The following is a 22,464-nucleotide window of genomic DNA, read 5'->3' as shown; positions in this document are numbered from 1 at the left end:
CCCTCTCCTCTCGGCTGCCTTGTGGATACTCTCTAGCGTGCGGATCGAGCGGTCGGCGGGTGAGGGAGACTGCGTGCTGGACCAGCGGAATCATCAAGGGAAGTTCGCCGAGGACTATGTGAGGGTGCTCGCTTCGGCCGCGGGCCTTCTCGTCTACAAGGACGATCTCGACCATGACGGCATCGACCTGGGATTTCGATATGCCGGACGAACGGGGTACATCTCCTCGCCCGCTATCGAGGTACAGGTCAAGTCGTGGTCGAAGCCGCTGAGCAAGGGCCCGGATCTGCAGTTTCGCGGGCTTGACGAGGTGCAGTACAACAAGCTCGTCGCCGGTCCGTTTCTCGTTCCCCGTTACCTTTTCCTCGTCGTGGTCCCACCGGAGAGCGACCGATACGCACGCGTGGAGACCGAGGGGCTGACGTTGAGCCGGCTCTGCTACTACCGCGGGTTCGAGGGGGAGCGGCCCATCGCCTCTCCCAGCGCCAAACGGCAGGTCCCCATCCAGGTGCCGTTGGGGAACGTTCTCACGGTCCGCGCGTTACGCGAGCTCGTCGGAGCGCCCACGGGACCGCTCGCCTGATGAGGAACGTGTCAGTCGCCGATGTCAGCAGTTATCTGGCCGCTACCGGCTGGGTTCGCCAGCCGGAGGGCTGGAGGGGCGCGGCTGTCTGGGTGCATGAGGGCGATCACGAGATCCTGGTGCCCGGAGCGGACCATCTGGCCGACGGACCGCGGCGTCTCAGAGAGACCCTTTCGCTGCTGGCGAGGGTGGAGGGCCGCTCTGTCGAGGACATCGCATCCGACATCAGCTCGCCCATGGCCGATGTCCAGTGGTATCGCGCACCGATCGTCCCCATGGATGGGGAGTTCGGGCTGGTGGACGCGGTCACAGCCCTCAACAGCGCGCACGCCGCCCTGAGCGCGGCGGCGCGTGCCGCTCTGGACGGACCTCGGCCGGTGTTCGACGGCACGGCCCCCAAAGCAGTGCGTGATCTGCTCGCCCGCGTCTGGATCGGACCGATCGTGCCGTCAGGGGACCTCCTCACGGTACGCATCCCATTGGACGGGGAGAATTCCGGCGATCCTCCGCTGGCGCGCCGCACCTTGACCCTGCTGCAGCGCGCCACGCTGCTCCTGCGCGAAGCCAGCGCCGAGGTACGCAGAACCGGCGACATCAGCGTCTTCGACGACACGGTCCGGGACGGCGTGTCGGCCGACCTGTGCGTCGCGCTCGCGCGATTCGCCGGCACCGATCCCGGGACCCGGTTCGAGGTCGGCTTCCGCTGGGCCCGCGCGCTGCCCTTCGAGGTCCCCGCGCGGACGGTGGTCTTCGAGGCCGAGACCGGCACCCTGTTGCGCCGCGTCGCCCACAGGCTGCGGCGCCTCCACCGCGAGAGCGCCTCTGTCACAGGCCTCATCGGCACGCTCTTCGACAACGGCGGTGAGGACCGGTTCCGTGTCCACGTACGCGGCGAGGTGGCCATCGGGGACGGCGAGCCACGCGGCTCCATATGGGTGCGCCTGCCCGACGAGGCGGCCTACGACGTGGCCGTCGAAGCGCACCGCAACCGGACCCTCGTGCGTGCGGCCGGCACGCTCAAGGACGTCAACGGCCGCCGGGAACTCATAGCGACCAGCTTCCACACCGTTGTGGACGATCGATCCGAGGAGAGCTGATCATGAAGAACACCGCCTTCGGAACCCGGGAGCGGGCCTTGCTCCTGGGGCTGATGACGCTCGGCGGGACGGCGTCCAATCCGGAGCTGCGAGCCCATGTCGGGGACACGCTCGACGGAGAGCCCCGGCGCCGGGTGAACAAGCTCGGTCTCGTCACAAGCGAGAAGCCGGGCAGGTCCTACCGCCACACGCTCACCGAGGACGGTTGGGCCTGGTGCGTGACAGAGCTGGAAGGCTCGGCTCCGGAACGCGGAGGATCGCTCGGCCGCACCCTTTACGGCGTCCTCCGCATGATCAAGGGCTACCTCGACGCCGCGGATCTGAGCCTGGCCGAGTTCGTCGTCAAGGCCCGCGAAGGCGGGGCCCCGGCTCCGGACGATCCGACCAAGGCGATCCGTGACGCCTACTGGCACCTGGCTCGCGAACCACAGGACTGGGTGCTCCTGACACATCTGCGCGCACAGTTGGGAGGTGTCCCCCGGGAGGAGGTCGACGAGGCGCTGCGGCAACTGGAACGACTTCCGGACGTCCATCTCGTACCGGAGGCGGACCAGAAGACCCTGACCGACGAGGACAGGGAATCGGCCGTCGTCGTAGGCGGTGTGAGCAAGCATCTGCTGGCGATCGAGGCGCGATGAACGAGACCGAGGAACGGGCACTACGCGCGATCTCCAGGGTCCTCAACTGGGCGACCACGGCCGAGCATGCCTGGAACCCGCCACCCTTCCACATCGACGGGATGCATCCGCGGGCGGAACAGCTGATCCTCGACGGTATCGACGAGGCGTCCGCGGCCTCCCGGACCAGCCCGCTCGGCGTCGTGATCCAGGGTGAGGGAGGCGCCGGCAAGACTCACCTTCTCGGCTGGGTCAGAGGCAAGATCGCGCAGGCCGGCGGCTACTTCTTTCTCGTGGACTTCAGCGCCGGAGACGACTTCTGGCATCGGACCATGAGCGCGATGGTCGAGGACCTCGGCCGTTCGGCCGCGGGCCCGGACGCCCCGAGCCAGGCGATGGTGGCCCTGCGTGCCCTGTCCGTTCTCGCGGGAGCCGATGGCCGGATCGGGGCAGCCGCCGAGCGCGGGACGGGCATCACCCGCGAGGACCTCGACGCTCTGGTGAACGGTCTGGTGGCCCGGAACAGGCAGTTGCTACGGTGCCGCGACACCATCCGAGCGCTCGCCCTCTACGCCGTCGCCTCGGGCCCGGCCCTCGACGTCGCCTACGATCACCTGATGTCGACCGAGGAGGCCGAGGAAGGCGACCGCGCAGCCTGGGGACTGAGCAAAGGAGTCAAGAAACCGCATGACATCGCGGTCGAGCTGTCGATGATCCTCGCGCTGACCGGCCCCAGCGTCATCGCGGTGGATCAGATCGACGCGCTCCTCGAACACTCCCGCGCGGCCGGCACCCAGGACTCCGTCGCGCCGCCACCCGATGCCAAGCCGCGCAAGGACGTGATCGACGAGGTCGCGAGCGGGCTCATGGCCCTGGTGCACGCCACCCAGAGAACGTTGTGCCTGGTGGCCTGCCTGCCCTCGTCGTGGAATCTGATCAGGAACCGGGCCATCGGCACGGCGCAGGACAGGTTCCGGCCTTCCTTGATCCTCACCACGATCGCGAGCGCGGACATCGCCCGGAACCTGGTTGAGCGAAGGTTCGCCGTGGCCTTCACGCATGCGGGCTTCACCCCTCCCACTCCCGCCTGGCCCATCGCCCCTGCCGCGTTCGCGACAGCGCCGGGCCATACGCCGAGGACGCTGCTCCGCCTCATCAGCGCACATGTCGCGACATGTCGGGCGGAAGGTGAAGTACGTCCGCTGGAACGTTTCGATCGAGACGAGCCGGTTCCCGCGGTGGCGCCTGTTGCCGAGACCGTCGTGCCGGAGACGAATCTGGCCCGGCTCGACGCGCGGTTCGCCGACTTGTACGGACGGGCCGACGTATCCAACGCGTTCGATCCGGAACACGAGGACGAACTCGCCCCTTCCTTGCTCACCGCAGGTCTCAACGCCTGGATCACCGAGCAGGACAAAGCGGGCGAGGCCTTCTCCGTCGATCCGCCGCCGGGCCGCCGGCCCAGCCTGCACGCGAGGTTGCGGCAGGCACTGGACCCCAACTCCGAGGAGCAGCGCCACTGGACGTTCCGGATGATCGGCGCGTCGCACCACATCGCAGCGCTCAAACGGCTGAACGACGGCATCGCGGCGTCCGGCCTGGGGCCGGAGATGCCCGACCGGTGTTTCGTCGTGCTGCGGAATCTCGCATGGTCGGACGGGCCGGCCACGCAAGCCTGCCTGACACAGCTCAAGGAATGGGGCGGGCTGTCACTTGCCGTACGGGGTGACGACCTGCGCGTCTTCGAGGCGTTGCGGCAGATGGCGGCCGATGAGGACCCGGAGTTCGAGACCTGGCTGCGTGCGCGCCGTCCGGCCGGCGGCACCGAGTTGCTCAGCAGCCTGTTCGGCGCGCTGACATTTCCTGTTCCAGCACCGCCTCAGCCGTCGACGGCGGGATTCGAACGCCCGGCGAGGACCGTTCCGGAGGTCACGGGCGACCGCATCGCGGTCATCCCGGTCGGCAGGCGTCTGGACACCGGCGCCGATCTGGAACTGAAGCTGAGCCTCCTCACCCGCCACACGGCCGTGTTCGCCGGATCCGGCTCCGGCAAGACCGTGTTCCTGCGGCGGCTCATCGAGGAGTGCGCGCTGCACGGCGTGTCGTCGATAGTGCTCGACTCCAACAACGACCTCGCCCGGCTGGGCGATCCCTGGCCCAGCCCGCCTCCTGGTTGGAGCGACGAGGACGCGGACAAAGCAGCGCGCTACTTCGCCGAGACCGAGGTCGTGATCTGGACCCCGGGCCGTTCCCGTGGACGCCCGCTGACTTTCCAGCCGCTCCCCGATTTCGCGCCCGTGCTCGATGATCGTGATGAGCTGGACTCCGCCCTCGGCCTGGCCGTCGAAGCGCTCGCCTCCCGGGCGAACGTGGACGGGGCAAGCGCCAAGGCCCGCAAGGGGAAGGCCATCCTCCGCCAGGCGTTGGGTCACTTCGCCCGCTCGGGCGGCGGCGACTTCACCGCGTTCCTCGGCCTTCTCGCCGCCCTGCCGCTGGAGGTCAGCCAGATCGACCGCGCGGACCAGATCGCCGCCGAACTGGGGCAGCTCCTCACCGCCGCGACGATCAACGATCCACTCTTCGCGGGCAGCGGTGAGCCGGCCGACCCTGAGCAGTTGCTCAGCCCGTCCGGGGGCAAGCGGGCGCGCGTCTCCGTCATCAGCTTCATCGGTCTCAGTGACCAGGCGAGACCAGGATTCGTCAATCAGCTCCAGATGGCCCTGTTCTCCTGGATCAAACGGAATCCGGCGCGCGGCCGTCCTCTCAACGGCCTGTACGTGATGGACGAGGCGCAGGCCCTCGTACCGGCGACACCGAAGACCGAAGCGCTGGCCAGCACGCTGACCTTGGCCTCACAGGCCCGCAAGTACGGCCTCGGCCTCGTCTTCGCCACCCAGACACCCCGCGGTCTGCACAACCACATCGCGGGGAACGCCACGACCCAGTTCATCGGGAGGATCAACAGCCCCACGCAGATCGACGTGGTCAAGGGGCTGGCGCGGGCCCGCGGAGGCCACGCCGACCGGGTCGGACGGCTGGATACCGGGCAGTTCTACGCCGCGAGCGACGGCATATCCGAGGTGCTCATCCGAGGACGCCAGTGCCTGAGCCATCATCCCTCGGATCCACTCACCGAGCAGGAGATCATCGAGCGGGCATCCGGCTGACGCCGGACCGGCGCATGACACGGTGCCGGTCGTCAGACGGCCAGCAGGCCGTGGGAGAGCTGGTCGGCGGCCCAGTCCTCCCACTGCGCCGTGGTCCACCCGCACTCCCGCCTCATCACCAGGAACAGATCCGGCGACAGGATCCCGACGGTGACGTCGGTCGCCCGGTGCTCGGTCAGGTCGGGCCGCAGAGCCTGCAGGCGGCTCAGGATGGCGACGACCTGCCCGTGGGCGGTGTGCCGCTGCTCGCTGTTGGCAGTCCATTGGGCGGTCATGTCAGGGTCGCCGGCCGCCGCGTCGCGGACCACCGCCAGGACGGGGGCGACCCGGTCGAGGATGACCCCGCTCTGGTGCACCCATCCTTGTACGACCTCCCTCGGGTCCCGTGCCGCTTGCAACGCGGCGAACCAGGGCCGTTGGAGGAGCGGAACGGGCTCGTCGTCCCCGGCGGAGGCGACGTCGACCACGTGCTTGAGCAGCTGGCTCTTGGTCCCGTAATGGAAGTACACCGTTTGCACCGACACCTCGGCCGCGTCGGCGACCAGCTGGAAGGTCGTTCCGGCGTAGCCCCGCACGACGAACAGCCCTTGGGCGGCGTTCACGATCCGGCTTCTGGTCTGTGCCGAGCGCCGCTTCGGACTCTTGACGTCTTCCACCGATTTAGAGTACCACTTTAGAGTATGACCTTAGAGTGGCACTACAAAAGAGGTGGGGCATGGTGCTCTTAGGCGGGTTCCACCACGTCAAGCTGCCCGTCTCCAGCGTGCACAAGAGCCTGGAGTGGTACCGGCGCGTGCTCGGACTCGAGGTGGCGATCGAGTTCGTCGAGGACGGCGTGCTGCGCGGCGTGGCGCTGGCCGATACGGACCAGACGCTCATGATCGCGCTGCGTGAGGAGCCCGAGCGGGCCGCCGGGTTGAGCGGGTTCGATCCGGTCGCGTTGGCCGTGCCGACCCTGCAGGCGCTCCACACCTGGTCCGATCACCTGGACGCGCTCGGTGTGGAGCACTCCGGCATCGCCGAAGGCAGCGTGGGATGGCTGATCGGCGGCATCATCGACCCCGACGGCATCGAGATCCGGCTCTACACCCGGCAGAGGCGGCCATGAGCGCGCTCCACCTGCCCGCCGGGGCCGGTGCCACCCATCGGTTTCTCGGCACCACGATGACCGTGAAGGCGGGGGAGCCGGAGACCGGCAAGGCCCTGACCCTGATCGAGCAGGAGTGCCCGCCGTACTTCGCCACTCCCTGGCATGTGCACCAGCGCGACGACGAGGCGTTCTATGTGCTGTCGGGAACCGTCCAGCTGTACTGCGGCGACCAGACCTGGCAGGCCGGAGCCGGCGCCTTCGTCCTGCTGCCGCGCCACCTGCCCCACGCCTTCGCCAACCGCCAGGACTCTCCGCTACGCCTGCTCCAACTGACCTGGCCGGCCGGCTTCGAACACTTCGCCGCCGACATCGCCGCCCGTGACACCGACCCTGGCCTGCTGGCCGAGGTGGCCGCCCGCCGTGGCTACCAGATCATCGGTCCACCACCGGACACCACCCCGTGATCTGCCCGCGGCCCCGGCTCGCGCGGAGCCATGCTGACCCGACCTCGGCTTTCCACCGAAGGGAACGTTCCATGCAGAAGAACCGCAGGATCTTAGCGGCCATGGGCGCACTCACGCTGACCACCGCCATCGCGCCCGCGGCGCACGCGCAGGCGGCGCCGCCGTTCGTCGCCTACCACGACCTCACCTCCGCCCAGCAGACCGAGCGCTTCAACACCCTGCGCGCCCAGGGCTACCGGCCCATCACGGTCAACATCTCCACCGACTGCTCGGGCCGCATCCGGTACGCCGGGATGTGGTCGACCTCCGGCCGTGCCATGGGCGGTGACCTTCCCTGGGCCATGTACCAGGACATGTCCGCAGACGGTTACCAGAAGCGTTTCGACCAACTCGCCGCCCAGGGCTACCAGCCCGCCGCGGTCAGCGCCACCGGCTCCGGCGCCCGCGCGCGCTTCGCCGCCATCTTCGTCAAGAACGCCGGCTCCCGGTTCGTCGCCAAGCACGACATCAGCCCCGCCCAGCTTCTCCAAATGACCGGCACCGCCCGCGAGGACGGCCTGCTGCTTGCCTCGGTCGACGTGTACGGCACCGCCGACGCCCCGCGCTATGTCGCGGTCTGGGTGGCCAACCCGGGCCACGTGCGCTGGCTGGTCAGAACCGACCTGACCCAGGAAGACCACGATTTCGAGTTCAAGCGCCATGTGGCGAAGGGCTACCGCCCCACCGCCATCGCGGTGAGCGCCACCGGCCACTACACCACCGTCTGGCGCAACGACAAGCCCGGCGCCTGGTACTCCTACACCGGTATGACCGCCGCCGGCTACCAGAGCCGGTTCGAAGAACTCAAGGCCAAGGGCTTCTACCCGATCAACATCAACGCCGAGCTGGGCCGTTACGCCGCCATCTGGACCAAGTGACACGCGGGTTTCGACCCCCGAACCGAGGCACCTGCCACGCATCCGTCAGCGGCCGGTGGATCCGTCGATCTGCTCGCGGAGGATGTCGGCGTGGCCGGCGTGCCGGCCGGTCTCCTCGATCATGTGCACCAGGACCCATCGCATCGATGGCGCCGGCCCCGGACGTGGGGCTCGCGGGGCGGGAAGGGCCAGGTCCGGGCAGGCGTCGATGACCTGGTTCGCTCGCTCGACGGTCTTGCGGTAGTCGGCGAGCACGCCGTCGACGGTGTCTTCTGTGGACGGTCGCATGGTGGCGCGCCAGTCGCCGACGTCCTCGCCGAGGAAGTAGAACCGTTCGACGAACGCCAGATGCCTGAGCAGCCCGAGAAGGTTGGTGCCCGAGGGTACTCCGCCGGTTCGGACCTGCGGTTCGGGTGCGCCGGCGACCTTGTCCGCGACCGCGTCGCGCAGGTAGTCGAGGAAGCCCCGCAGGGTGGCCTTCTCGTCGGCACCGGTCCGCGGAGGCGTGGTGTCCTTGGATCGCTGCGCGCGGTTTGCCGGCATCGAGTCGCTCCGTTCCGACGTGACGTCGTGTGGTGTGGTTCGGGCGGTCATCCGGCGGTTCGCTGGATGAGCAGGATGTGGTCGATGACGGTGGCCGTCTGGCCGGCGGGTCCGGTCGCCCGGCGGTGGGGCATGTCGGCGCGCAGGACGGTCCAGTGCGCGGGGTCGAGATCGAGTTCGGCGGCGATCTCGGTGGGTGTGGGGTGGTGGAGGTCAGGGTCCTGGTTCCACGACCAGGGCGCGGTGGAGCCGTGGTCGACGATCAGCAGCAGCCCGCCGGTGCGCAGGGCTTGCGCGGCGGTGCGCAGGACCTGGCTTCGGAGCAGCGGGAACGGGGTGTGGAAGTACTGGGCGGAGACGAGGTCGAACCGACCGGCCGGGAAGCTTCGGGCCAGATCGTGCTGTTCGGTGGCGACCCGGTCGGCGATGCCGAGTTCGCGGGCGCGTTCCCGGACCCGTTCGACGGCGGTGATGGAGATGTCCACGGCGGTGACGTGCCAGCTCTGCCGGGCGAGCCAGATGGCGTCGCCGCCGGCGCCGCAGCCCAGATCCAGGGCGGCGCCGGGGCGCAGCGGCGCGGCGGTCTCGGCCAGCAGCGGGTTGACGCGCGCGTCCCAGGTACGGCGGGCGCGGTAGTGCCGCTCCCAGAACAGCTCGGCGTCCTGGTCGCTCGAGACGTCGGTGGGGTGGCGGTGTCGGGTGGTGTCCACGTGAGTCGCCCTTCGTCGGCCGGCGTGATCCGGAAGCGCCGGTGGTGTACCGGCAGCATCGCCGCCGTCATCGCGGACTTGCAAGAAAAGTTGCGGATCCGCATCATCGACGGCATGGACACCTCCGAAGACGTTCTGGCCGGAGTCGGGCCGCGCCTGCGTGCTCTGCGCCGGGCGCGGGGCACCACGCTGGCGGCGCTGGCGAACGAGACCGGCCTCACCGCGAGCACGCTGTCCCGTCTCGAGAACGGCAAGCTCCGCCCCACGCTGGAGCAGCTGCTGCCGCTGGCCCGGGCGCACGACGTACCGCTCGACGATCTCGTCGCGGCGCCGCCCACCGGTGACCCGCGCATCCACCTGCGGCCGGTGCGGCGATCCGGGCTGGTGATGGTGCCGTTGACCAGGCGCGCCGGCGGTGTCCAGGCCTACAAGGTGATCTATCCGCCCGCCGGCCGATCGGCCACGACGAAGCTGCAGACCCACGAGGGATATGAGTGGTTCTACGTCCTCAACGGACAGGTCAGGTTCGTGCTCGGGGAGCAGGAGTTCCTGGTCGGCGTGGGCGAGGCCGTGGAGTTCGACACCCGCGTCCCGCACTGGATCGGCAGTGCCGACGAGCGGCCCGCGGAGCTGCTCACCCTGTTCGGCGCGCAAGGAGAGCGCGCCCATCTGGCGCCGTCCAGGCACTGACCGTCGCGGCCCTCGGCCGGCCGGTTACTCGCCGGCCACCTGCGAGGTGACGCGCTCGATGGCCTGGACGGCGACATCGGGCTGGTCGACGTAGATGTAGTGCCCGCTGTCGGTGGCCGTGCTCAGCGTGCTGCCGCTGGACACCGCGAGCCACTTGCGCTGGCCCGCGGACCACGCCTGCTCCAGGCGCGGCCCGTACGTGGGGATGGCCGCGAGGTACTGCTTCCCATGCTGGATCACCTCCACCGGGATGTTCCCGGCGGAGCGGACCTTCCCGTCGGTGATGACGAGCTTCTCCGGGTTCTGACCCTGGAATATCGCGAGGTTCTGCGCGCGTACCTCGGCCGCCGGACCCTTGGCGGACTCGGGGATCGCCTTCGTGATGTCGTCCACCATCGTGGGCGACGTGGTGTCCATCAGGACCAGCCCTTTGACCCTGTCCTGATGGTCGGGGACGTACCTGGCGGCGATCAGCCCGCCCAGCGAGTGCCCCGCCAGGACGACCGGGCCGTCACCGGCGACCCGGTCGAGCACCCCGGTGAGGATCTTCCCGGTGACGGCGAAGTCCTGAGGGCCGTCCGGCTGGTCGCTCGCGCCCGCGCCGAGCCGGTCGTAGGAACAGACCCGGTTCTTCTTGCCCAGCGTCTTCTGGAGGGCGGCCATCTTGTCCAGCCCGTCACCCCCTCCGTGCATCAGCATGATGACCGGCCTGCCTTTCGCCGGGTCGCCCGAACAGGACACGTTCACCGACCGGCCCGCGACATCGATCTTCTTGGTTCCGGAGATCGGGCCGGCATCGGCTTTCTGCGTCGTGGGGGCGAGCGGGTCCCAGTTGTCCAGCGAGTCGCCGGCGCAGCCGGCGACCGCCGTGCCGACCACGGTGCTGCACAGCGCGGCCACAACGGCGGTCTTGTATGTGCGGAGCATGATGTCCTCCAGCGAGACGGCGGCTGAGGCGCCGTGCCACGTCGTAACGCTATGGAGTCGACTGTCCCGGAATCGTCACCATACGGTGGACATTCGCAGGTAGCTCGCAAGGGGGACACGTGGGCGACGGTGTGACCGCTAGGCTCGTCCGATGATCGATCTCCGCCGGGTCCAGGACCTGTGGCGGCGGTGTGACGTCACGGTACGGGATTTACCGTTCGCGCTGCTGCTGACCGTCGCGTCACTCCTGCCGGCGTTCCAAGGCCGCGGGACGCAGATCGGCGACCTGCCGCCCCGCCCCTATGACGCGCTGGCCGTCGTCGTGATCGCTCTCGAGTGTCTCCCGCTCACCGTGCGCCGGCGGTGGCCGGCCGCCGGTCTCGTCCTGGTGTCGCTCGGCTTCGCCCTCGACCAGCTCTTCGCCTATCACGCGCTGGCCGGAACCGCGCTGCCCATCGCGCTCATCAGCGCGGGCGCCCATCTGGAACGTGGCCGGCGCGTCACCGTGATCCTGCTCTCCGCCGCGTACCCGCCGCTGATGTTCGCGCTCGACCGGCTCGGCTCGAAGGAGACGCCGGCCGACATCGTGCTGTTCTACCTGGCGCTGGTCCTCGCGTGGGGCATCGGGACCTGGTTGCGCTCCACCCGGGCCGCCGAGGCCGAACGCCGCCGCCACGTCGCCGAGGCCACCCGCGCCGCCGAACGCACCCGCATCGCCCGCGAACTCCACGACGTCGTGACCCACCACGTGACGGCGATGGTCGTACAGGCCGAGGCGGCACGCTACCTGACCGCCGCACCCGACCGCCTCGACGCGACCCTGACCGCCGTCACCGACACCGGCCGGCGGGCCATCAGCGATCTGCGGCACCTGCTCGACCTGCTCAAGGCCGACCACGACACCGACGCCGGTACGCCCTCCGCCGGCGATCTGCACACCCTCGTGGAGCAGACGCGTCAGGCCGGGCAGCCGGTGACGTTCACCGAGGAGGGGGAGCCCGCGGAGTCGGCAGGCAGCGCGGAGTTCGTGGCCTATAGGGTCGTGCAGGAAGCTCTGACGAATGCCCTCAAGTACGCCCACGGCAGCCACACCGAGGTCCGCGTGGGCTACGGCGAGAAGGAGATCACCGTGGAGGTCGGCACCGACGGCTCCGGCTCCCGCACCCGCTCTCCCGGCGGGAGCGGGCGGGGCCTGGCCGGGCTCCGCGACCGGGTCGATGCCCTGGGCGGCGAGTTCAGCGCCGGCCAGCGGGCGGGCGGCGGCTTCGACGTACGGGCCCGTATCCCCGCCGGGAGCGCGTCGTGACCGCGCCGATCCGGGTCCTGGTCTGCGACGACCAGGCGCTGATCCGCACCGGGTTCGCGACGATCATCGATGCGCAGCCCGACCTGGAGGTGGTGGGCGAGTGCGGGGACGGCCGCGCCGCGGTCGAACTCGCCCGCCGGCTGGACCCGGACATCGTGGTGATGGACGTGCGGATGCCGGTGCTCGACGGCATCGGGGCGACCCGCCTGCTGGCCGGCGCCGGGGTGGCCGATCCCGTCAAGGTGCTCGTGGTGACGACGTTCAACCTGGACGAGTACGTGTACGAGGCGCTGCGCGCGGGAGCCAGCGGGTTCCTGCTCAAGGACGCCCCGCCGGCGCAACTGCTGCACGGCATCCGCACCGTCGCGACCGGCGCCGCGCTGCTGGCACCCGAGGTGACACGGCAGCTCGTCGGCAGGTACGCCTCGCGGATCCGCCCCGCCGAGGACACGCCGGACGACGCCGCGCTGACCCCACGCGAACTGGAGGTGCTGCGCCTCATCGCCGACGGCCTGTCCAACAGCGAGGTGGCCGCGACGCTGGTGATCAGCCAGGAGACCGTCAAGACGTACGTGTCGCGCATTCTCACCAAGCTCGACCTGCGTGACCGCGTGCAGGCGGTGGTCTACGCCTACCGCAGGGGCTTGGTGACCTGAGCCCCGGTCAGTCGTCGATCGTGTGGTTCCGGCGCTGGACGTACAGGCGGTTGCCCTTCGGCCCCGTCCATTCCACCCGCACGACCCCGGGCACCGCCGTGTCGCCGACGCGCGACGGGTCGGACCAGTAGCCGAATCTGGGGTTGCGGAAGAACGTCGCCCACAGCCTGCCGCTGTGGTCCACGAAGAAGTTGTTGTGGCCGGCGCCGACCCCCACGGTCCACCGCTTCGAGTACGGTCCCTCGAACGTGTCCGAGACGGCGACGACCGCGTCGTAGTGGTACTGCGTGCGCCCGGCGCCGGGCGGGTCGTAGGCGTACCGGGTGCTGCCGTCGGCATTGGTCGAGGATCGGTTCCAGGCGGCCTGGAGCAGGAAGTACTTGCCGCCGTGCTTGAACACGTACGCGCCTTCGAGATAAGGCTCGGGCGCGTAGGGCACCTGCTGGAAGCTCGGGAGGTTGGTGGTCGGGACGATGTCCTCCATGTCGTCCCGGAACTTCGCGTACAGGTGGTTGTGCAGCACCAGCCAGGCGTCATCGCCCTCGGTGTAGAGGCTGCCGTCGATGTGGTGGTAGGCGCCGGGCAGGATGAAGCCGGGCCCGCCGGTGAAGGAGTCGCCGAAGGGCTTGTCGTAGTTGCCCTGGACCAGCCGGTACGGGCCCTCAACCCCGCCCTCGCTCACCAGCACGAACGAGCCGACCTTCTTCGAGTGGTCGCCCATGCAGGCGACGATGTACCACTTGCCGCGGAAGTAGTGCACTTCCGGGGCCCAGACGTCGCCGCGCTTGCCGAACTGGTCGTCGTTCCAGTACTCCTGCCACGGAGCGACCACTGTGCGTCCGGGCCGGTTCTCGTCGGCGAACTCGGGCGACCAGACCTTGCCCTTCTCGGCGCCTGGGCGGATCCCCGTGGTGTCGGCCAGCCTCCACGGCCCGCGCAGGGACGGGGAGGTCCACACGAAGATGCCGTCGTTCCACGGGGCGGCCCCCGCGGTCCCTGGCGCCCGGGTGGTGCCGGTGGCGACGTAGACCGGACGGCCCTTCACCACGAAGCAGTTGACGTAGGTGTCCCGCATCCAGACCCGGCCGAGCTCCTGGTCACGGGGGCGGAGCTCCAGCGGGAGGATGAAGGAGTTGTCCTCGCGCGGCCACAGGTCGAGCCGGGTGTCGGCGAGGCCGTAGGGCTCGAGGTCGGGCCAGTTCGACGGGTATCGCTTCAATGCGGCGTTCGTCGGCGTCGCCTGCGCGGCGGTCGCGGGCAGCGCCGCCGCTCCCAGCAGGCCGGCGGCGCCCGCCAGCAGGGACCGTCGGTCGACGTTCAACCCGTTGTCGGCATCAGTCATCACTCACGTCCTCCACGTCAGCGCCCATCCGATGGGCAGCTTGCGGAGAGTGTGCCTAGTCGTTCATATTTCGTCAATAACCCGGAAAAAATAGCACGCGATCGCGCAGGTGGGGTCACAGGGAGAAGAACGCAGGTGACGCCGTTGTGGACAAAACAGTTTCACGGGCTTGTCGAATCGCGGGCGGCTGAGCGTACCGTGCCCCCACCGGCCACCAGAGCGACGACCGTCTGGCCGGCCGCGGCCACGCACATCAGCATGATCGGCGCTCGCCAGCCGGAGCTCACCGTGTGCAGCAGCCCGAAAACCACCGGCCCCGCGGCGGCCAGCAGGTAACCGATCGACTGCGCCATCGCCGACAACGCGCCCGCCATGCTCGCGTCCTGGGCACGCAGGCTGATGAAGGCCAGCGCGAGCACGAGGCAGGCGCCGCCGCCCAACCCGAGGACGACACTCCACAGCAACGCCAGTCCCGGCGCCACGAAGAGTCCGAGGTAGCCGAGGAGCATGACCGCCGAGCAGATCGTCGCCAGCGCGCGCTGGTTGCGCGCCCACCGCATCGCGCCGGGCACCGCCAGGCTGGTCAGCACCGCGACCGCCTGGAACAGGAACAGCAGCCAGCCCGCGGTGGCCGCGCTCATGCCGTTGTCCTGGAAAACCTGGGGCAGCCACGTCACGACGACATAGAAGCCCAGCGACTGCAGTCCCATGAACGCCGTGACCGCCCACGCCAGCCCGGAACCCCACGGCAACCGGTGTCCGCGAATCGCCTGTGCGGCACGCCGCGGAGCCCGCACCTGGGGAAGCCACAGCAGGACGGCCGCCAGCGCGAACAGGACCCAGGAACCCAACGCGGTGTACCAACCGCCGGGGGCGACCTCACTGATCGGCACCGCCACCCCGGACGCCACCGCGGCGACACCGCCCATCACGGTGGCATAGGCACTGGTCAGCAGTCCCACCTTGGTGGGGAAGTCGCGCTTTATGAGGCTCGGCAGCAGCACGTTGCCGACGGCGATGCCCGCCCCGATCAGCACGGTTCCCCCGAACAGACCGACCGCCGCCGGCACCCACCGGAGCGCGATCCCCAACGTCAGCACCACGAGCGCGGCACCGAGCAACTGCTCGGCTCCCCACCGCGCGGCCAGCCGGGGCACCAGTGGGGACAGCACCACGAACGTCAGCAACGGCAGCGTGTTCAGCAGGCCCGCCACGGCCGGGGCCAGACCCAGATCGGCCTGCACCTGATCCAGCAACGGCCCGACGCCGGTCAAGCTCGCCCGCAGGTTCGCGGCCACCACGAGCAGCCCCCACACCAGCAACGCCCGACCGGAACGCCGCGTCGACGTACTCTCCATGCACACCACGATCGGGCCGCACCGCGGCCGGCAGCCAGACCGAGCTCAGGCTAGCCCCCGGAGGGTCACCCTCCGCACTGTGCGATCGCAGGGCGGCCCGGTAGCGTGGCGACGTGGGGACGCCACTGGGGAATTTCATCCGGGCCAAGCGCGACAGCATCCAGCCGGAATCCCGTGGACTGCCGGACCGCGGCCGCCGCCGGTCACCGGGTCTGCGCCGGCTGGACCTCGCCACGTGGGCCGGCATCAGCGTCGAATACCTGACCCGCATCGAGCAGGGCCGCGACCGCAATCCGTCGCCGGCGGTCATCAACGCCCTCGGCGACGCGCTGCGCCTCACCCCTTCGGAACGCAACCACCTGCGCTACCTCGCGAAGATCACCGGCGACGAATGCTCCGTCCACATCCGGCCCGTGGCACCTTCCAGGCACGTACGACCGTCCGTCCTGCGGACTCTCCGCCTCCTCGAACCCGGCGTCGCCATCGTGACCAACCGGCTGGGCGACGTCCTCGCCCACACCGGCGGCTACGAGCTGGTCACCAGCGGCACCGGACTGCTCGACGCCGCCCATCCGAACCTCAACCGCTACCTGTTCACCGACCCCCGCGCCCGGACGTTCTTCGCCGACTGGGACGACATCGCGGACGAGCAGGCCTTCGACCTGTGGCAGGCGCCATCCCTCGAGAACCTCGAGTGGCTCACCGCGGAGCTCACACCCATCGCCGGGCCCGACTTCACCCGCCGCCTGAAGCGTCATGTGGTGCCGCGACGTGGCGTTCTCCGGCTCAACCACCCGGCCGGGCACCAGCTTCGACTGCTTCGCGAGACGCTCGAACTGCCTGCGGAGGCCCAGCAACTCGTCGTCTTCCTCCCAGCCGACGACCAGACGGCCGAGGCCGTCGACCGACTCCGGCGCCGGTCCCACGGCCGGCTCCGGTCCATCTCGTGACATACCGCAAGCATTCGGATTCTCGTCAGCGCAGTGCCACGATCATGACGACCCCCACCGCGCGTACCGCACCCGTGGTGGTGCCGTAGCACGCTCTCCATGCCCGCCTCTACCCGCTCCGATCCTCACGCCGTTGCCACCATGCCCGTTCCACAGGGCCGCCGGGGACCCGGCGATGCCCTTGGGGTCCCTGGCGTTGGGGATGCGGCCCTCGTCCTGGTCCCGGCGGACGGTGCGGAGTCGGCGTTCTCGAGGACGGCCACGAGGAGCGCGGTCTTGGCGTAGGGGCCTCGCCGAGTGCCTGGTCGATTCCCTGTGGACCGAGGAGTACCAGGCCGACCTGCTGGACGTGTATCACCAGGTCTTCGACCGGGTCGACGCGGTGGTGGGCGAGCAGGTCTGGAACTTCGCCGACTTCGCCACCACACCGGGCGTCTTCCGCGTCGACGGCAACAAGAAGGGTGTCTTCACGCGCGACCGCCGTCCCAAGACCGCCGCCTTCCACCTGCGCGCCCGCCGGCGCAAGGACGAGTGAGTCCCGGACGATCCCGGCGCCGGCCGAGCGCGCTCTTGCCGGATATTGAGAAGCGGCGTGGTGGCCATGAACTCGCAACATCAACAATGAGTGATGGATCAATTCATTGCGTTTATGGTCGGCGCCGATCGCGCATGGCGCACAAAGGCGTGAAGTCGGGCCGATATCCGCCAGGATGAATGCCGTCCTGTCGGCGAGCGAAGAGAAGGATGAGGTCTTCCAGCCGGGTCTCAGGAAATCTGAAATTCCACATTCTGGCGAGATCGATCCGGGTGAAGCGCCAGAGCTCATATTGTGCTTACCTTTCTCTGTGCCCGGTGATCTACTCGACCTCATTTTGCTGACCCTGCTCATCCTCTCCGGCGTCTCCGGTTATCGCCAGGGATTCATCGTCGGGGCCGCGAGCTTCGTCGGCTTCGTGGGCGGATGCGTGCTCGGGATCTACATCGCGCCACCTGTGGCGGGCCTGGTCGTGGACGGGGATGTCCCGGAATCCATGCTGGCGATCATCATCGTGTTCCTGACCGCGATGATCTTCCAGTTCGGTACGTCCGCTGTCGGCGCGGTGATCCGCTCCTACCTGCGGCACGAGCCGGGCAGGATGCTGGACGCGCTGGGCGGCACACTCGTCTCCGGTTTATCGGTGCTGGTCATCGCCTGGCTCGTCGGCAGTGTGCTGGTGTCCAGCTCATTGACCACCATCGTGGAGCAGATCCGCGGCTCACTGATCCTGGGGACGGTGGACCAGGCGATACCCCAGGCGGCACGTGACTGGCAGAAACCGTTCAAGCGGTTCATCGACCGATCCGATTTCCCGCCGGTGCTGGACGCGATCGCCGGCCAGCCGACCGTGAACGTCCCGCCGCCGGACACGGAGGTGCTCGACAGCGCCGGCCTGCGAGCGGCGCGGACAGGCATCGTTCAGGTGCAGGGAGTGGCCCGCTCCTGCAACAAGCAGATCACCGGCACCGGATTCGTGTACGCGCCCGATCACATCATGACCAACGCGCACGTGGTCGCCGGGGTCGACAGCGAGTTGGTCGTCATCGATCACACCGGCCGATCGCACCCCGCTGTGGTGGTCCACTACGACCCGCAGCGGGACGTGGCGGTGCTGTATACGCTCAACCTCGGGTTGCCGTACCTGACCTTCGAGGCCGAGGCGGACAAGGGCGATGACGCCGTCATCGCCGGGTATCCCAAGAACCAGGGGTTCACCACACAGCCGGCCCGGGTCGCGGCACGGCAGCGGGCTCGCGTCCCCGACATCTACCGGGTCACCGAGGTGACGCGGGAGGTGTACCTCATCCGGGGCAAGGTCCAGCAAGGCAATTCGGGCGGCCCCCTGTTGAGCCCCGACGGCCGGGTGCTGGGCGTGGTCTTCGCCGCCGTCGTCAGCGCGGACGACACCGGGTACGTGCTCACGGCCTCCGAGGTCTCCTCCGACGCCCGCCGCGCCGCCGGCGCCACCCAGCCCGTCAACACTCAGGCCTGCGACTGACGCGGGTTGTGTCGCGGTCAGATCCCCTCGCCGGGACGGCCCACACTGTCGCGCGGCGGTGGCCGGTGCGTTCGCTCGGACGGCGCCGGTCACGGCTTGAGGACGATCTTGCCGCGCGTGTGGCGCTTCTCCAGCTCGCGAAAGGCGTCCTGGACCCGCCCCAGCGGATGGGTGGCGGCGAGCGCGACGCGCCCACTCCGCGGTCGGCCCCATCGACCTGCACCGTGAGACTCTGCTCAGCCCCGCCGAGGACCCGCCGAGGGCCCGCCGAGGGCCCGCCGCTGACACCGTACGAGGCGCGGTTTACCCGGCGTCGAGCTGGTGGTCGGCCCAGACGTAGGTTTCGGGGAGCAAATCGGTGATGAGGACCGTTCGGATGCGGTCGTCCTTGCCGACGATGACCTTGAGGGCGGGGAAGTAGTCGAGGAGGACCTGACGGCAGCGGCCGCACGGGGGGACGACGCCCCGGTCGCGATCGCCCACGGCGACGATGGTGTCCAGCTCGTAGGCGCCCTGGGCGGCTGCCGCGCCGATGAGGACCAGCTCGGCGCAGGGTCCTCCCGTGAAGTGGTAGGCGTTCACGGCGGTGATGATCCGGCCGTCCCGGGCACGGGCCGCGGCTGCCATGGTGTGGTTGTCACCCCGGCAGCGAGTGCGGGCGACGTGCGCCGCGGCCTCGATGAGTTCGTGGTCGACGTGGTGGGGCTGCGTGGTCATCTTCTTTTCCAGGTCCTGAATGTGGCATTCATTACCGGCCCTTGGCTTCACAGGGCCCGTGGCGGGGGTAGTTCCTCCCTCGTGGGGCGATCTTGGGCTCCAGGAGGAGGTCGACGATGTACGCAATGGTACGGCGGTACGAGGGGGTAACCGATCCCGCCGGGGCCGGGCGCCTGGTGAGTGAGGAGTTCGTGCCACTCATCCGCCCGATCCCCGGGTTCGTGGCCTACTTCTGGGTTGACGCCGGGGATGGGGTGATGCTTTCCACCAGCGTCTTCGAAGATCAGGATGGAGCCGAAGAATCAACCAAGAGGGCCGCGGACTTCGTGCGGGAGCGCATGGTCTCCCTGCTTCCCAACGCTCCTCAGGTCACGGCCGGTGAGGTTGTGGCGTCCGGTTAGTGGGCCACCCGGATTGCCGCCGCGTCAACGTCGGCGTCCGGGAAAGGGTAGGGAACTTTCTCCCCGTTGCCGCTCGTCATCGCGAATAGACGCCAAACGGGGGGCGGACATGCGCGGAGACGGCGACCGTCAGCGACGAGGGCAAGGACGGGGGCGGGAGCGGGCGAGGGCGCGGGTCGAGGAGATCGAACGCGACCTCACCGACGAGGACTCGGCTGTCAGCCGGAGCGTGCGCAAGGCCCGGCGCATACGTAATGCCGGACTGCTCGGCGGGTTCCTGCCCGTGGTGGCGGTCACCGCGGCGACGGGCAGCTGGCTCGTCCCCTTCTCCTGGCCGGCCCTGATCACCGGCGTGCTCTATGCCGGCCTGCTGTTCGTGGTCGGCCTCGCGACCTATGCGGTGATCACTCGCTACCGGCCTCGGGACCACGGCGAACCCGTTCACCGGACGTTCCTGCTCGTCGGCGCGCTCTTCGAGGCGGTCCGGCTCGCGCTGGTGACGCTGCTGCACGCCGACGTCGACGAGGCCGTATGGCTGGCCCTCGGGTACGAGCTGACCGGCGCTGTCACCGGCTTGGCCATGGGCACGCTGGCCGTCATCCTCAGCCACACCGACCCCCTGGCCAAGGACGCCCCCGAGCGCTTCCCCCTGGGGATGAGGCTCGTCAAGACCGCGTCGTCGATCGCGACCCAGGTCGGGTTCACCCTGCTTCTGGCCTGGAGCCCGTGGCTCGTGTTCGTCACCGCCCCGGCGGCGGTGGCCGGAGTGTGGCTCGGCGACAGGCAAGGCCGGGCCGGTGTCATGGGGCAGTTGGGCGTGCTGGGGATCGGAGTGGCCGTCACCGTCGCCGGGCTGGTCCTGTTCGCACGCCTCGGTTGACGGCAGCCCGGCTGCTCGGCTCCTTCACTCTTCAAGCCTGCTCAGGTTCTGGGGTTCGGCGACCCAGCCGGCGGTCAGGATGAGGCGGCTTCGGCGGTCGACCGTGAGGAATCCGAAGGGATGGCTGAAGTCGAGGTCGATGTGTCTGACGCGGTAGGGGGGTGGTGGGGCGATTCCGCCTCCGACGGCGCCGAGGGCGGTTACGGCGGCGGCCTCGAAGCCGGTGGCCTGGAAGGTGGCGACGGCGTCCTGCCGGGCCTGGGTGACGGCGAGCGGTTGGGTGCTGATGCCGGGGAAGTGCCCGCGGGTCACGTCGGTCACCGTTGCCAGGCCGAAGACCTCGGGCAGGTCCAGGAGGTCGTGCGCGGAGGCGATGGTGAAGCGCGGGACCGTGACGTTCAAGGCGTCGTCGGGGGTGTGGTCGCGGACGTGGCGGACGGTCAATCCGGGGCTCGGGCTGCCCGCACGCAGGAGGTCGGCTGGGGTGGTGGGGTGGCGTCCGGCCAGTACGTCGATGCCGGCGGTGAGGACGTGGCCGGGTTTCGTCGATTCGTCACCGAGAACGAGGTGGACGTCGATTCCGCCCGTGCCCATGACGCGGAGCATGGTCAGCGGGCCGGCGGGGGTGTCGGCGACTCTGGCGCGGTCGAGTACGCGGGTGCTGCGGCGTAGGACGTGGATCTCACGTCCGGCCCACGGGCCGGTCTCGAACAGGTCGATGCCGTCGGTGAACGGGCGTAGCCAGGTGGTGCGGACGGTCAGCGCCACGGCCAGGACGAGGAGCACGCGGTCGGTCAACGGCTCGGGCCGCCTGGGACGCGGTGGCGGCGTCCATCCCGACGGCATCCTGCAGTTCTGTGCGGCCTCGTCCCCCGGCGGCCGATGCCAGGTGGGCCAGCAGCGGCCAGGCTCCTGCGCCGGCCATCACGACCGATCCACCCGAACAGGTCTGCACCCACCGGGCGGTTAATGCGTTCACCGCGGTCACCGAGTCCTGCTGCCAGTTCATGGAGGTGACCGTACAGGGATCAAACTCCCGTTCCGAAGGGAGACCTTAAGAGATCCGTAAGGTGATTCCGCGAGGCTACAGAACATCAGAGCGGCTGAGCCGGACGGCTCCGCCCCTTCCTTGGAGGAACATCATGAGGACGATCGCTGCAAGCCTGTTCATCTCGCTCGACGGGGTCGTCGAGGAGCCGGCACAGTGGCACTTCCCGTACTTCAACGACGAGATGGGCGCCGCCGTGACGGCGCAGATGGCCGACACCCTGCTCCTGGGCCGCAAGACCTATGACAGCTTCGCCGGAGCGTGGCCGGAGCGGGAGGCCGAGGGCGGCGAGGACGCGGGCTTCGCGAAGACGCTCGGCGACGCGCGGAAGATCGTCGTGTCGCGCCAGCCCCTGGAGTTCAGCTGGCGGAACTCCGAGCTGCTCCAGGGCGACCTGGTCGAGGCCGTGACCGCGTTGAAGAACGAGCAGGGCCGCCGCATCGCCGTCAGCGGCTCGGTGTCGGTGGTCCGCCAGCTCCTGACCGCGGGACTGCTGGACGAACTGCACCTGCTGGTGCACCCGATCGCCGTCCGCAAGGGTGAGCGCCTGTTCGACGAGGGGGAGAACTCCATCCCGCTGGAACTGATCAAGTCGGAGACGTTCGCGACGGGCGTGCTGTACCTGGTCTACCGGCCCGCCGGGGCGAGCGGTGACGCCTCCTACGACGACGCCAAGGCCCACCTGTCCCAGGGCGAGCAGTAGACGTGAGCGTACAGGGGCATGCCGGCCGATGAGGTGTAGCTGTGCGGCCGAGGTCCATGGAGAACTCGGCCGGCACGACCTCACACAGATCCAGCTGTGTTGAGGTCGGCGGCGAAGTGTCATAGTCGTACTGCTTCTCCCAGGAGTGAAGCCACGAAGGGCTGTCGAACCGCAGAGGTCAGTGACGATCGGAGAGCCGCCGCACAGATGAAGAAGCCATTCAGAGGCCTTGGCGGCGGCAGGATCGAAGATCACACACCTC

The 22,464-nt window shown here is 69.3% G+C and carries 24 protein-coding genes and 1 pseudogene; 16 read left to right on the top strand and 9 right to left on the bottom strand.

The features are described from left to right. The first annotated feature begins 37 nt into the window (after positions 1–37). Genes ACWEPL_RS12210 through ACWEPL_RS12195 form a run of 4 tightly spaced genes read left to right on the top strand, consistent with a single transcriptional unit; the run spans position 38 to position 5,464 of the window. Positions 38–583, top strand: a complete 546-nt coding sequence (locus tag ACWEPL_RS12210; protein ID WP_452436074.1) for a DUF4365 domain-containing protein — start codon at positions 38–40, stop codon at positions 581–583. Then, on the top strand, positions 583–1,680 hold the full coding sequence (locus tag ACWEPL_RS12205; protein WP_452436073.1) for a hypothetical protein: 1,098 nt from the start codon (positions 583–585) through the stop codon (positions 1,678–1,680). The genes ACWEPL_RS12210 and ACWEPL_RS12205 overlap by 1 nt, the downstream gene beginning before the upstream one ends. A gap of 2 nt (positions 1,681–1,682) precedes the next feature. Next, positions 1,683–2,318: a hypothetical protein gene (locus ACWEPL_RS12200; protein ID WP_452436072.1), complete on the top strand. Its 636-nt coding sequence runs from the start codon at positions 1,683–1,685 to the stop codon at positions 2,316–2,318. Beyond that, complete coding sequence (locus ACWEPL_RS12195; protein WP_452436071.1) at positions 2,315–5,464, top strand: ATP-binding protein; 3,150 nt, start codon at positions 2,315–2,317, stop codon at positions 5,462–5,464. Before ACWEPL_RS12200 ends, ACWEPL_RS12195 begins: the two co-directional genes overlap by 4 nt. Positions 5,465–5,496: 32 nt before the next feature. Here the strand turns inward: ACWEPL_RS12195 and ACWEPL_RS12190 are convergent, their stop codons facing one another. Then, positions 5,497–6,120 (bottom strand): TetR/AcrR family transcriptional regulator, encoded by a 624-nt coding sequence (locus ACWEPL_RS12190; RefSeq protein WP_452436070.1) that lies wholly within the window; start codon positions 6,118–6,120, stop codon positions 5,497–5,499. 59 nt (positions 6,121–6,179) lie between these two features. Here ACWEPL_RS12190 and ACWEPL_RS12185 point away from each other — a divergent pair, with 59 nt between their 5' ends. The 3 genes from ACWEPL_RS12185 to ACWEPL_RS12175 all read left to right on the top strand — a co-directional run bounded on the left by ACWEPL_RS12185 (position 6,180) and on the right by ACWEPL_RS12175 (position 7,935). Further along, the gene (locus ACWEPL_RS12185) at positions 6,180–6,572 is read left to right on the top strand and encodes a VOC family protein (RefSeq protein WP_452436069.1); all 393 of its coding nucleotides are present in this window, start codon (positions 6,180–6,182) and stop codon (positions 6,570–6,572) included. Beyond that, the gene (locus ACWEPL_RS12180) at positions 6,569–7,018 is read left to right on the top strand and encodes a cupin domain-containing protein (RefSeq protein ID WP_452436068.1); all 450 of its coding nucleotides are present in this window, start codon (positions 6,569–6,571) and stop codon (positions 7,016–7,018) included. The genes ACWEPL_RS12185 and ACWEPL_RS12180 overlap by 4 nt, the downstream gene beginning before the upstream one ends. A gap of 101 nt (positions 7,019–7,119) precedes the next feature. Beyond that, positions 7,120–7,935 (top strand): hypothetical protein, encoded by an 816-nt coding sequence (locus tag ACWEPL_RS12175; RefSeq protein WP_452436067.1) that lies wholly within the window; start codon positions 7,120–7,122, stop codon positions 7,933–7,935. Positions 7,936–7,980: 45 nt separating this feature from the next. Here ACWEPL_RS12175 and ACWEPL_RS12170 read toward each other — a convergent pair whose 3' ends face one another. Then, a complete protein-coding gene (locus ACWEPL_RS12170) occupies positions 7,981–8,478 on the bottom strand; it encodes a DinB family protein (protein ID WP_452436066.1) in 498 nt (165 codons plus the stop codon). Between the two features lie 47 nt (positions 8,479–8,525). Next, positions 8,526–9,188: a class I SAM-dependent methyltransferase gene (locus ACWEPL_RS12165; protein ID WP_452436065.1), complete on the bottom strand. Its 663-nt coding sequence runs from the start codon at positions 9,186–9,188 to the stop codon at positions 8,526–8,528. A 114-nt stretch (positions 9,189–9,302) separates the two neighbouring features. Here ACWEPL_RS12165 and ACWEPL_RS12160 point away from each other — a divergent pair, with 114 nt between their 5' ends. Then, on the top strand, positions 9,303–9,878 hold the full coding sequence (locus tag ACWEPL_RS12160; RefSeq protein ID WP_452436064.1) for a helix-turn-helix domain-containing protein: 576 nt from the start codon (positions 9,303–9,305) through the stop codon (positions 9,876–9,878). A 24-nt stretch (positions 9,879–9,902) separates the two neighbouring features. Here the strand turns inward: ACWEPL_RS12160 and ACWEPL_RS12155 are convergent, their stop codons facing one another. Beyond that, complete coding sequence (locus tag ACWEPL_RS12155) at positions 9,903–10,805, bottom strand: alpha/beta fold hydrolase (RefSeq protein WP_452436063.1); 903 nt, start codon at positions 10,803–10,805, stop codon at positions 9,903–9,905. A gap of 151 nt (positions 10,806–10,956) precedes the next feature. Here ACWEPL_RS12155 and ACWEPL_RS12150 point away from each other — a divergent pair, with 151 nt between their 5' ends. After that, the gene (locus tag ACWEPL_RS12150; RefSeq protein ID WP_452436062.1) at positions 10,957–12,111 is read left to right on the top strand and encodes a sensor histidine kinase; all 1,155 of its coding nucleotides are present in this window, start codon (positions 10,957–10,959) and stop codon (positions 12,109–12,111) included. Then, complete coding sequence (locus tag ACWEPL_RS12145) at positions 12,108–12,767, top strand: response regulator transcription factor (RefSeq protein ID WP_363983378.1); 660 nt, start codon at positions 12,108–12,110, stop codon at positions 12,765–12,767. Before ACWEPL_RS12150 ends, ACWEPL_RS12145 begins: the two co-directional genes overlap by 4 nt. Positions 12,768–12,774: 7 nt before the next feature. On the opposite strand, the gene ACWEPL_RS12140 is transcribed toward ACWEPL_RS12145, so the two are convergent. Continuing rightward, positions 12,775–14,109 (bottom strand): family 43 glycosylhydrolase, encoded by a 1,335-nt coding sequence (locus ACWEPL_RS12140; RefSeq protein ID WP_452436061.1) that lies wholly within the window; start codon positions 14,107–14,109, stop codon positions 12,775–12,777. A gap of 161 nt (positions 14,110–14,270) precedes the next feature. Further along, positions 14,271–15,467 carry a CynX/NimT family MFS transporter gene (locus ACWEPL_RS12135; RefSeq protein WP_452436060.1) on the bottom strand — a complete coding sequence of 399 codons (1,197 nt, stop codon included), beginning with the start codon at positions 15,465–15,467 and terminating at the stop codon, positions 14,271–14,273. A 113-nt stretch (positions 15,468–15,580) separates the two neighbouring features. On the opposite strand from ACWEPL_RS12135, the gene ACWEPL_RS12130 reads away from it, so the two are divergent. The 3 genes from ACWEPL_RS12130 (at position 15,581) to ACWEPL_RS12120 (ending at position 18,453) form a co-directional block, all read left to right on the top strand. After that, positions 15,581–16,417 (top strand): helix-turn-helix transcriptional regulator, encoded by an 837-nt coding sequence (locus ACWEPL_RS12130; RefSeq protein WP_363983369.1) that lies wholly within the window; start codon positions 15,581–15,583, stop codon positions 16,415–16,417. Between the two features lie 175 nt (positions 16,418–16,592). Then, on the top strand, positions 16,593–16,952 hold the full coding sequence (locus tag ACWEPL_RS12125; RefSeq protein WP_452436059.1) for a glycoside hydrolase family 2 TIM barrel-domain containing protein: 360 nt from the start codon (positions 16,593–16,595) through the stop codon (positions 16,950–16,952). A 106-nt stretch (positions 16,953–17,058) separates the two neighbouring features. Next, a complete protein-coding gene (locus tag ACWEPL_RS12120) occupies positions 17,059–18,453 on the top strand; it encodes a MarP family serine protease (protein ID WP_452436058.1) in 1,395 nt (464 codons plus the stop codon). 89 nt (positions 18,454–18,542) lie between these two features. Here the strand turns inward: ACWEPL_RS12120 and ACWEPL_RS12115 are convergent. Both ACWEPL_RS12115 and ACWEPL_RS12110 read right to left on the bottom strand, forming a co-directional pair. Then, positions 18,543–18,632 (bottom strand): annotated as a pseudogene (locus tag ACWEPL_RS12115) (zinc-binding dehydrogenase); the annotation flags it as partial. Positions 18,633–18,756: 124 nt separating this feature from the next. Beyond that, entirely contained in the window at positions 18,757–19,170 is a 414-nt protein-coding gene (locus ACWEPL_RS12110) for a hypothetical protein (RefSeq protein WP_449901411.1), read from the bottom strand. 116 nt (positions 19,171–19,286) lie between these two features. On the opposite strand from ACWEPL_RS12110, the gene ACWEPL_RS12105 reads away from it, so the two are divergent. Both ACWEPL_RS12105 and ACWEPL_RS12100 read left to right on the top strand, forming a co-directional pair. Continuing rightward, positions 19,287–19,571: a hypothetical protein gene (locus ACWEPL_RS12105; RefSeq protein ID WP_363983358.1), complete on the top strand. Its 285-nt coding sequence runs from the start codon at positions 19,287–19,289 to the stop codon at positions 19,569–19,571. 109 nt (positions 19,572–19,680) lie between these two features. Further along, entirely contained in the window at positions 19,681–20,451 is a 771-nt protein-coding gene (locus ACWEPL_RS12100) for a hypothetical protein (protein WP_452436057.1), read from the top strand. A gap of 24 nt (positions 20,452–20,475) precedes the next feature. On the opposite strand, the gene ACWEPL_RS12095 is transcribed toward ACWEPL_RS12100, so the two are convergent. Beyond that, positions 20,476–21,297: a serpin family protein gene (locus ACWEPL_RS12095; RefSeq protein ID WP_452436056.1), complete on the bottom strand. Its 822-nt coding sequence runs from the start codon at positions 21,295–21,297 to the stop codon at positions 20,476–20,478. 296 nt (positions 21,298–21,593) lie between these two features. Between ACWEPL_RS12095 and ACWEPL_RS12090 the strand changes: the two genes are divergently transcribed. Continuing rightward, entirely contained in the window at positions 21,594–22,202 is a 609-nt protein-coding gene (locus tag ACWEPL_RS12090; protein WP_452436055.1) for a dihydrofolate reductase family protein, read from the top strand. Positions 22,203–22,464: the final 262 nt, after the last annotated feature.

Source organism: Nonomuraea sp. NPDC004186, from assembly GCF_053603495.1.
The sequence above is the reverse complement of the archived record's forward strand: the minus strand, read 5'-3'. Positions and strand labels throughout refer to the sequence as shown.

Bases quoted from the DNA above. Each gene is read 5' to 3' on its own strand.
- ACWEPL_RS12205 (WP_452436073.1), top strand. From the start codon at position 583: ATGAGGAACGTGTCAGTCGCCGATGTCAGCAGTTATCTGGCCGCTACC.
- ACWEPL_RS12170 (WP_452436066.1), bottom strand. From the start codon at position 8,478: ATGCCGGCAAACCGCGCGCAGCGATCCAAGGACACCACGCCTCCGCGG.
- ACWEPL_RS12175 (WP_452436067.1), top strand. From the start codon at position 7,120: ATGGGCGCACTCACGCTGACCACCGCCATCGCGCCCGCGGCGCACGCG.
- ACWEPL_RS12155 (WP_452436063.1), bottom strand. From the start codon at position 10,805: ATGCTCCGCACATACAAGACCGCCGTTGTGGCCGCGCTGTGCAGCACC.
- ACWEPL_RS12185 (WP_452436069.1), top strand. From the start codon at position 6,180: ATGGTGCTCTTAGGCGGGTTCCACCACGTCAAGCTGCCCGTCTCCAGC.
- ACWEPL_RS12135 (WP_452436060.1), bottom strand. From the start codon at position 15,467: ATGGAGAGTACGTCGACGCGGCGTTCCGGTCGGGCGTTGCTGGTGTGG.
- ACWEPL_RS12125 (WP_452436059.1), top strand. From the start codon at position 16,593: ATGCCCTTGGGGTCCCTGGCGTTGGGGATGCGGCCCTCGTCCTGGTCC.
- ACWEPL_RS12150 (WP_452436062.1), top strand. From the start codon at position 10,957: ATGATCGATCTCCGCCGGGTCCAGGACCTGTGGCGGCGGTGTGACGTC.
- ACWEPL_RS12140 (WP_452436061.1), bottom strand. From the start codon at position 14,109: ATGACTGATGCCGACAACGGGTTGAACGTCGACCGACGGTCCCTGCTG.
- ACWEPL_RS12160 (WP_452436064.1), top strand. From the start codon at position 9,303: ATGGACACCTCCGAAGACGTTCTGGCCGGAGTCGGGCCGCGCCTGCGT.
- ACWEPL_RS12095 (WP_452436056.1), bottom strand. From the start codon at position 21,297: ATGCCGTCGGGATGGACGCCGCCACCGCGTCCCAGGCGGCCCGAGCCG.
- ACWEPL_RS12105 (WP_363983358.1), top strand. From the start codon at position 19,287: ATGTACGCAATGGTACGGCGGTACGAGGGGGTAACCGATCCCGCCGGG.
- ACWEPL_RS12110 (WP_449901411.1), bottom strand. From the start codon at position 19,170: ATGACCACGCAGCCCCACCACGTCGACCACGAACTCATCGAGGCCGCG.
- ACWEPL_RS12100 (WP_452436057.1), top strand. From the start codon at position 19,681: ATGCGCGGAGACGGCGACCGTCAGCGACGAGGGCAAGGACGGGGGCGG.
- ACWEPL_RS12180 (WP_452436068.1), top strand. From the start codon at position 6,569: ATGAGCGCGCTCCACCTGCCCGCCGGGGCCGGTGCCACCCATCGGTTT.
- ACWEPL_RS12090 (WP_452436055.1), top strand. From the start codon at position 21,594: ATGAGGACGATCGCTGCAAGCCTGTTCATCTCGCTCGACGGGGTCGTC.
- ACWEPL_RS12200 (WP_452436072.1), top strand. From the start codon at position 1,683: ATGAAGAACACCGCCTTCGGAACCCGGGAGCGGGCCTTGCTCCTGGGG.
- ACWEPL_RS12195 (WP_452436071.1), top strand. From the start codon at position 2,315: ATGAACGAGACCGAGGAACGGGCACTACGCGCGATCTCCAGGGTCCTC.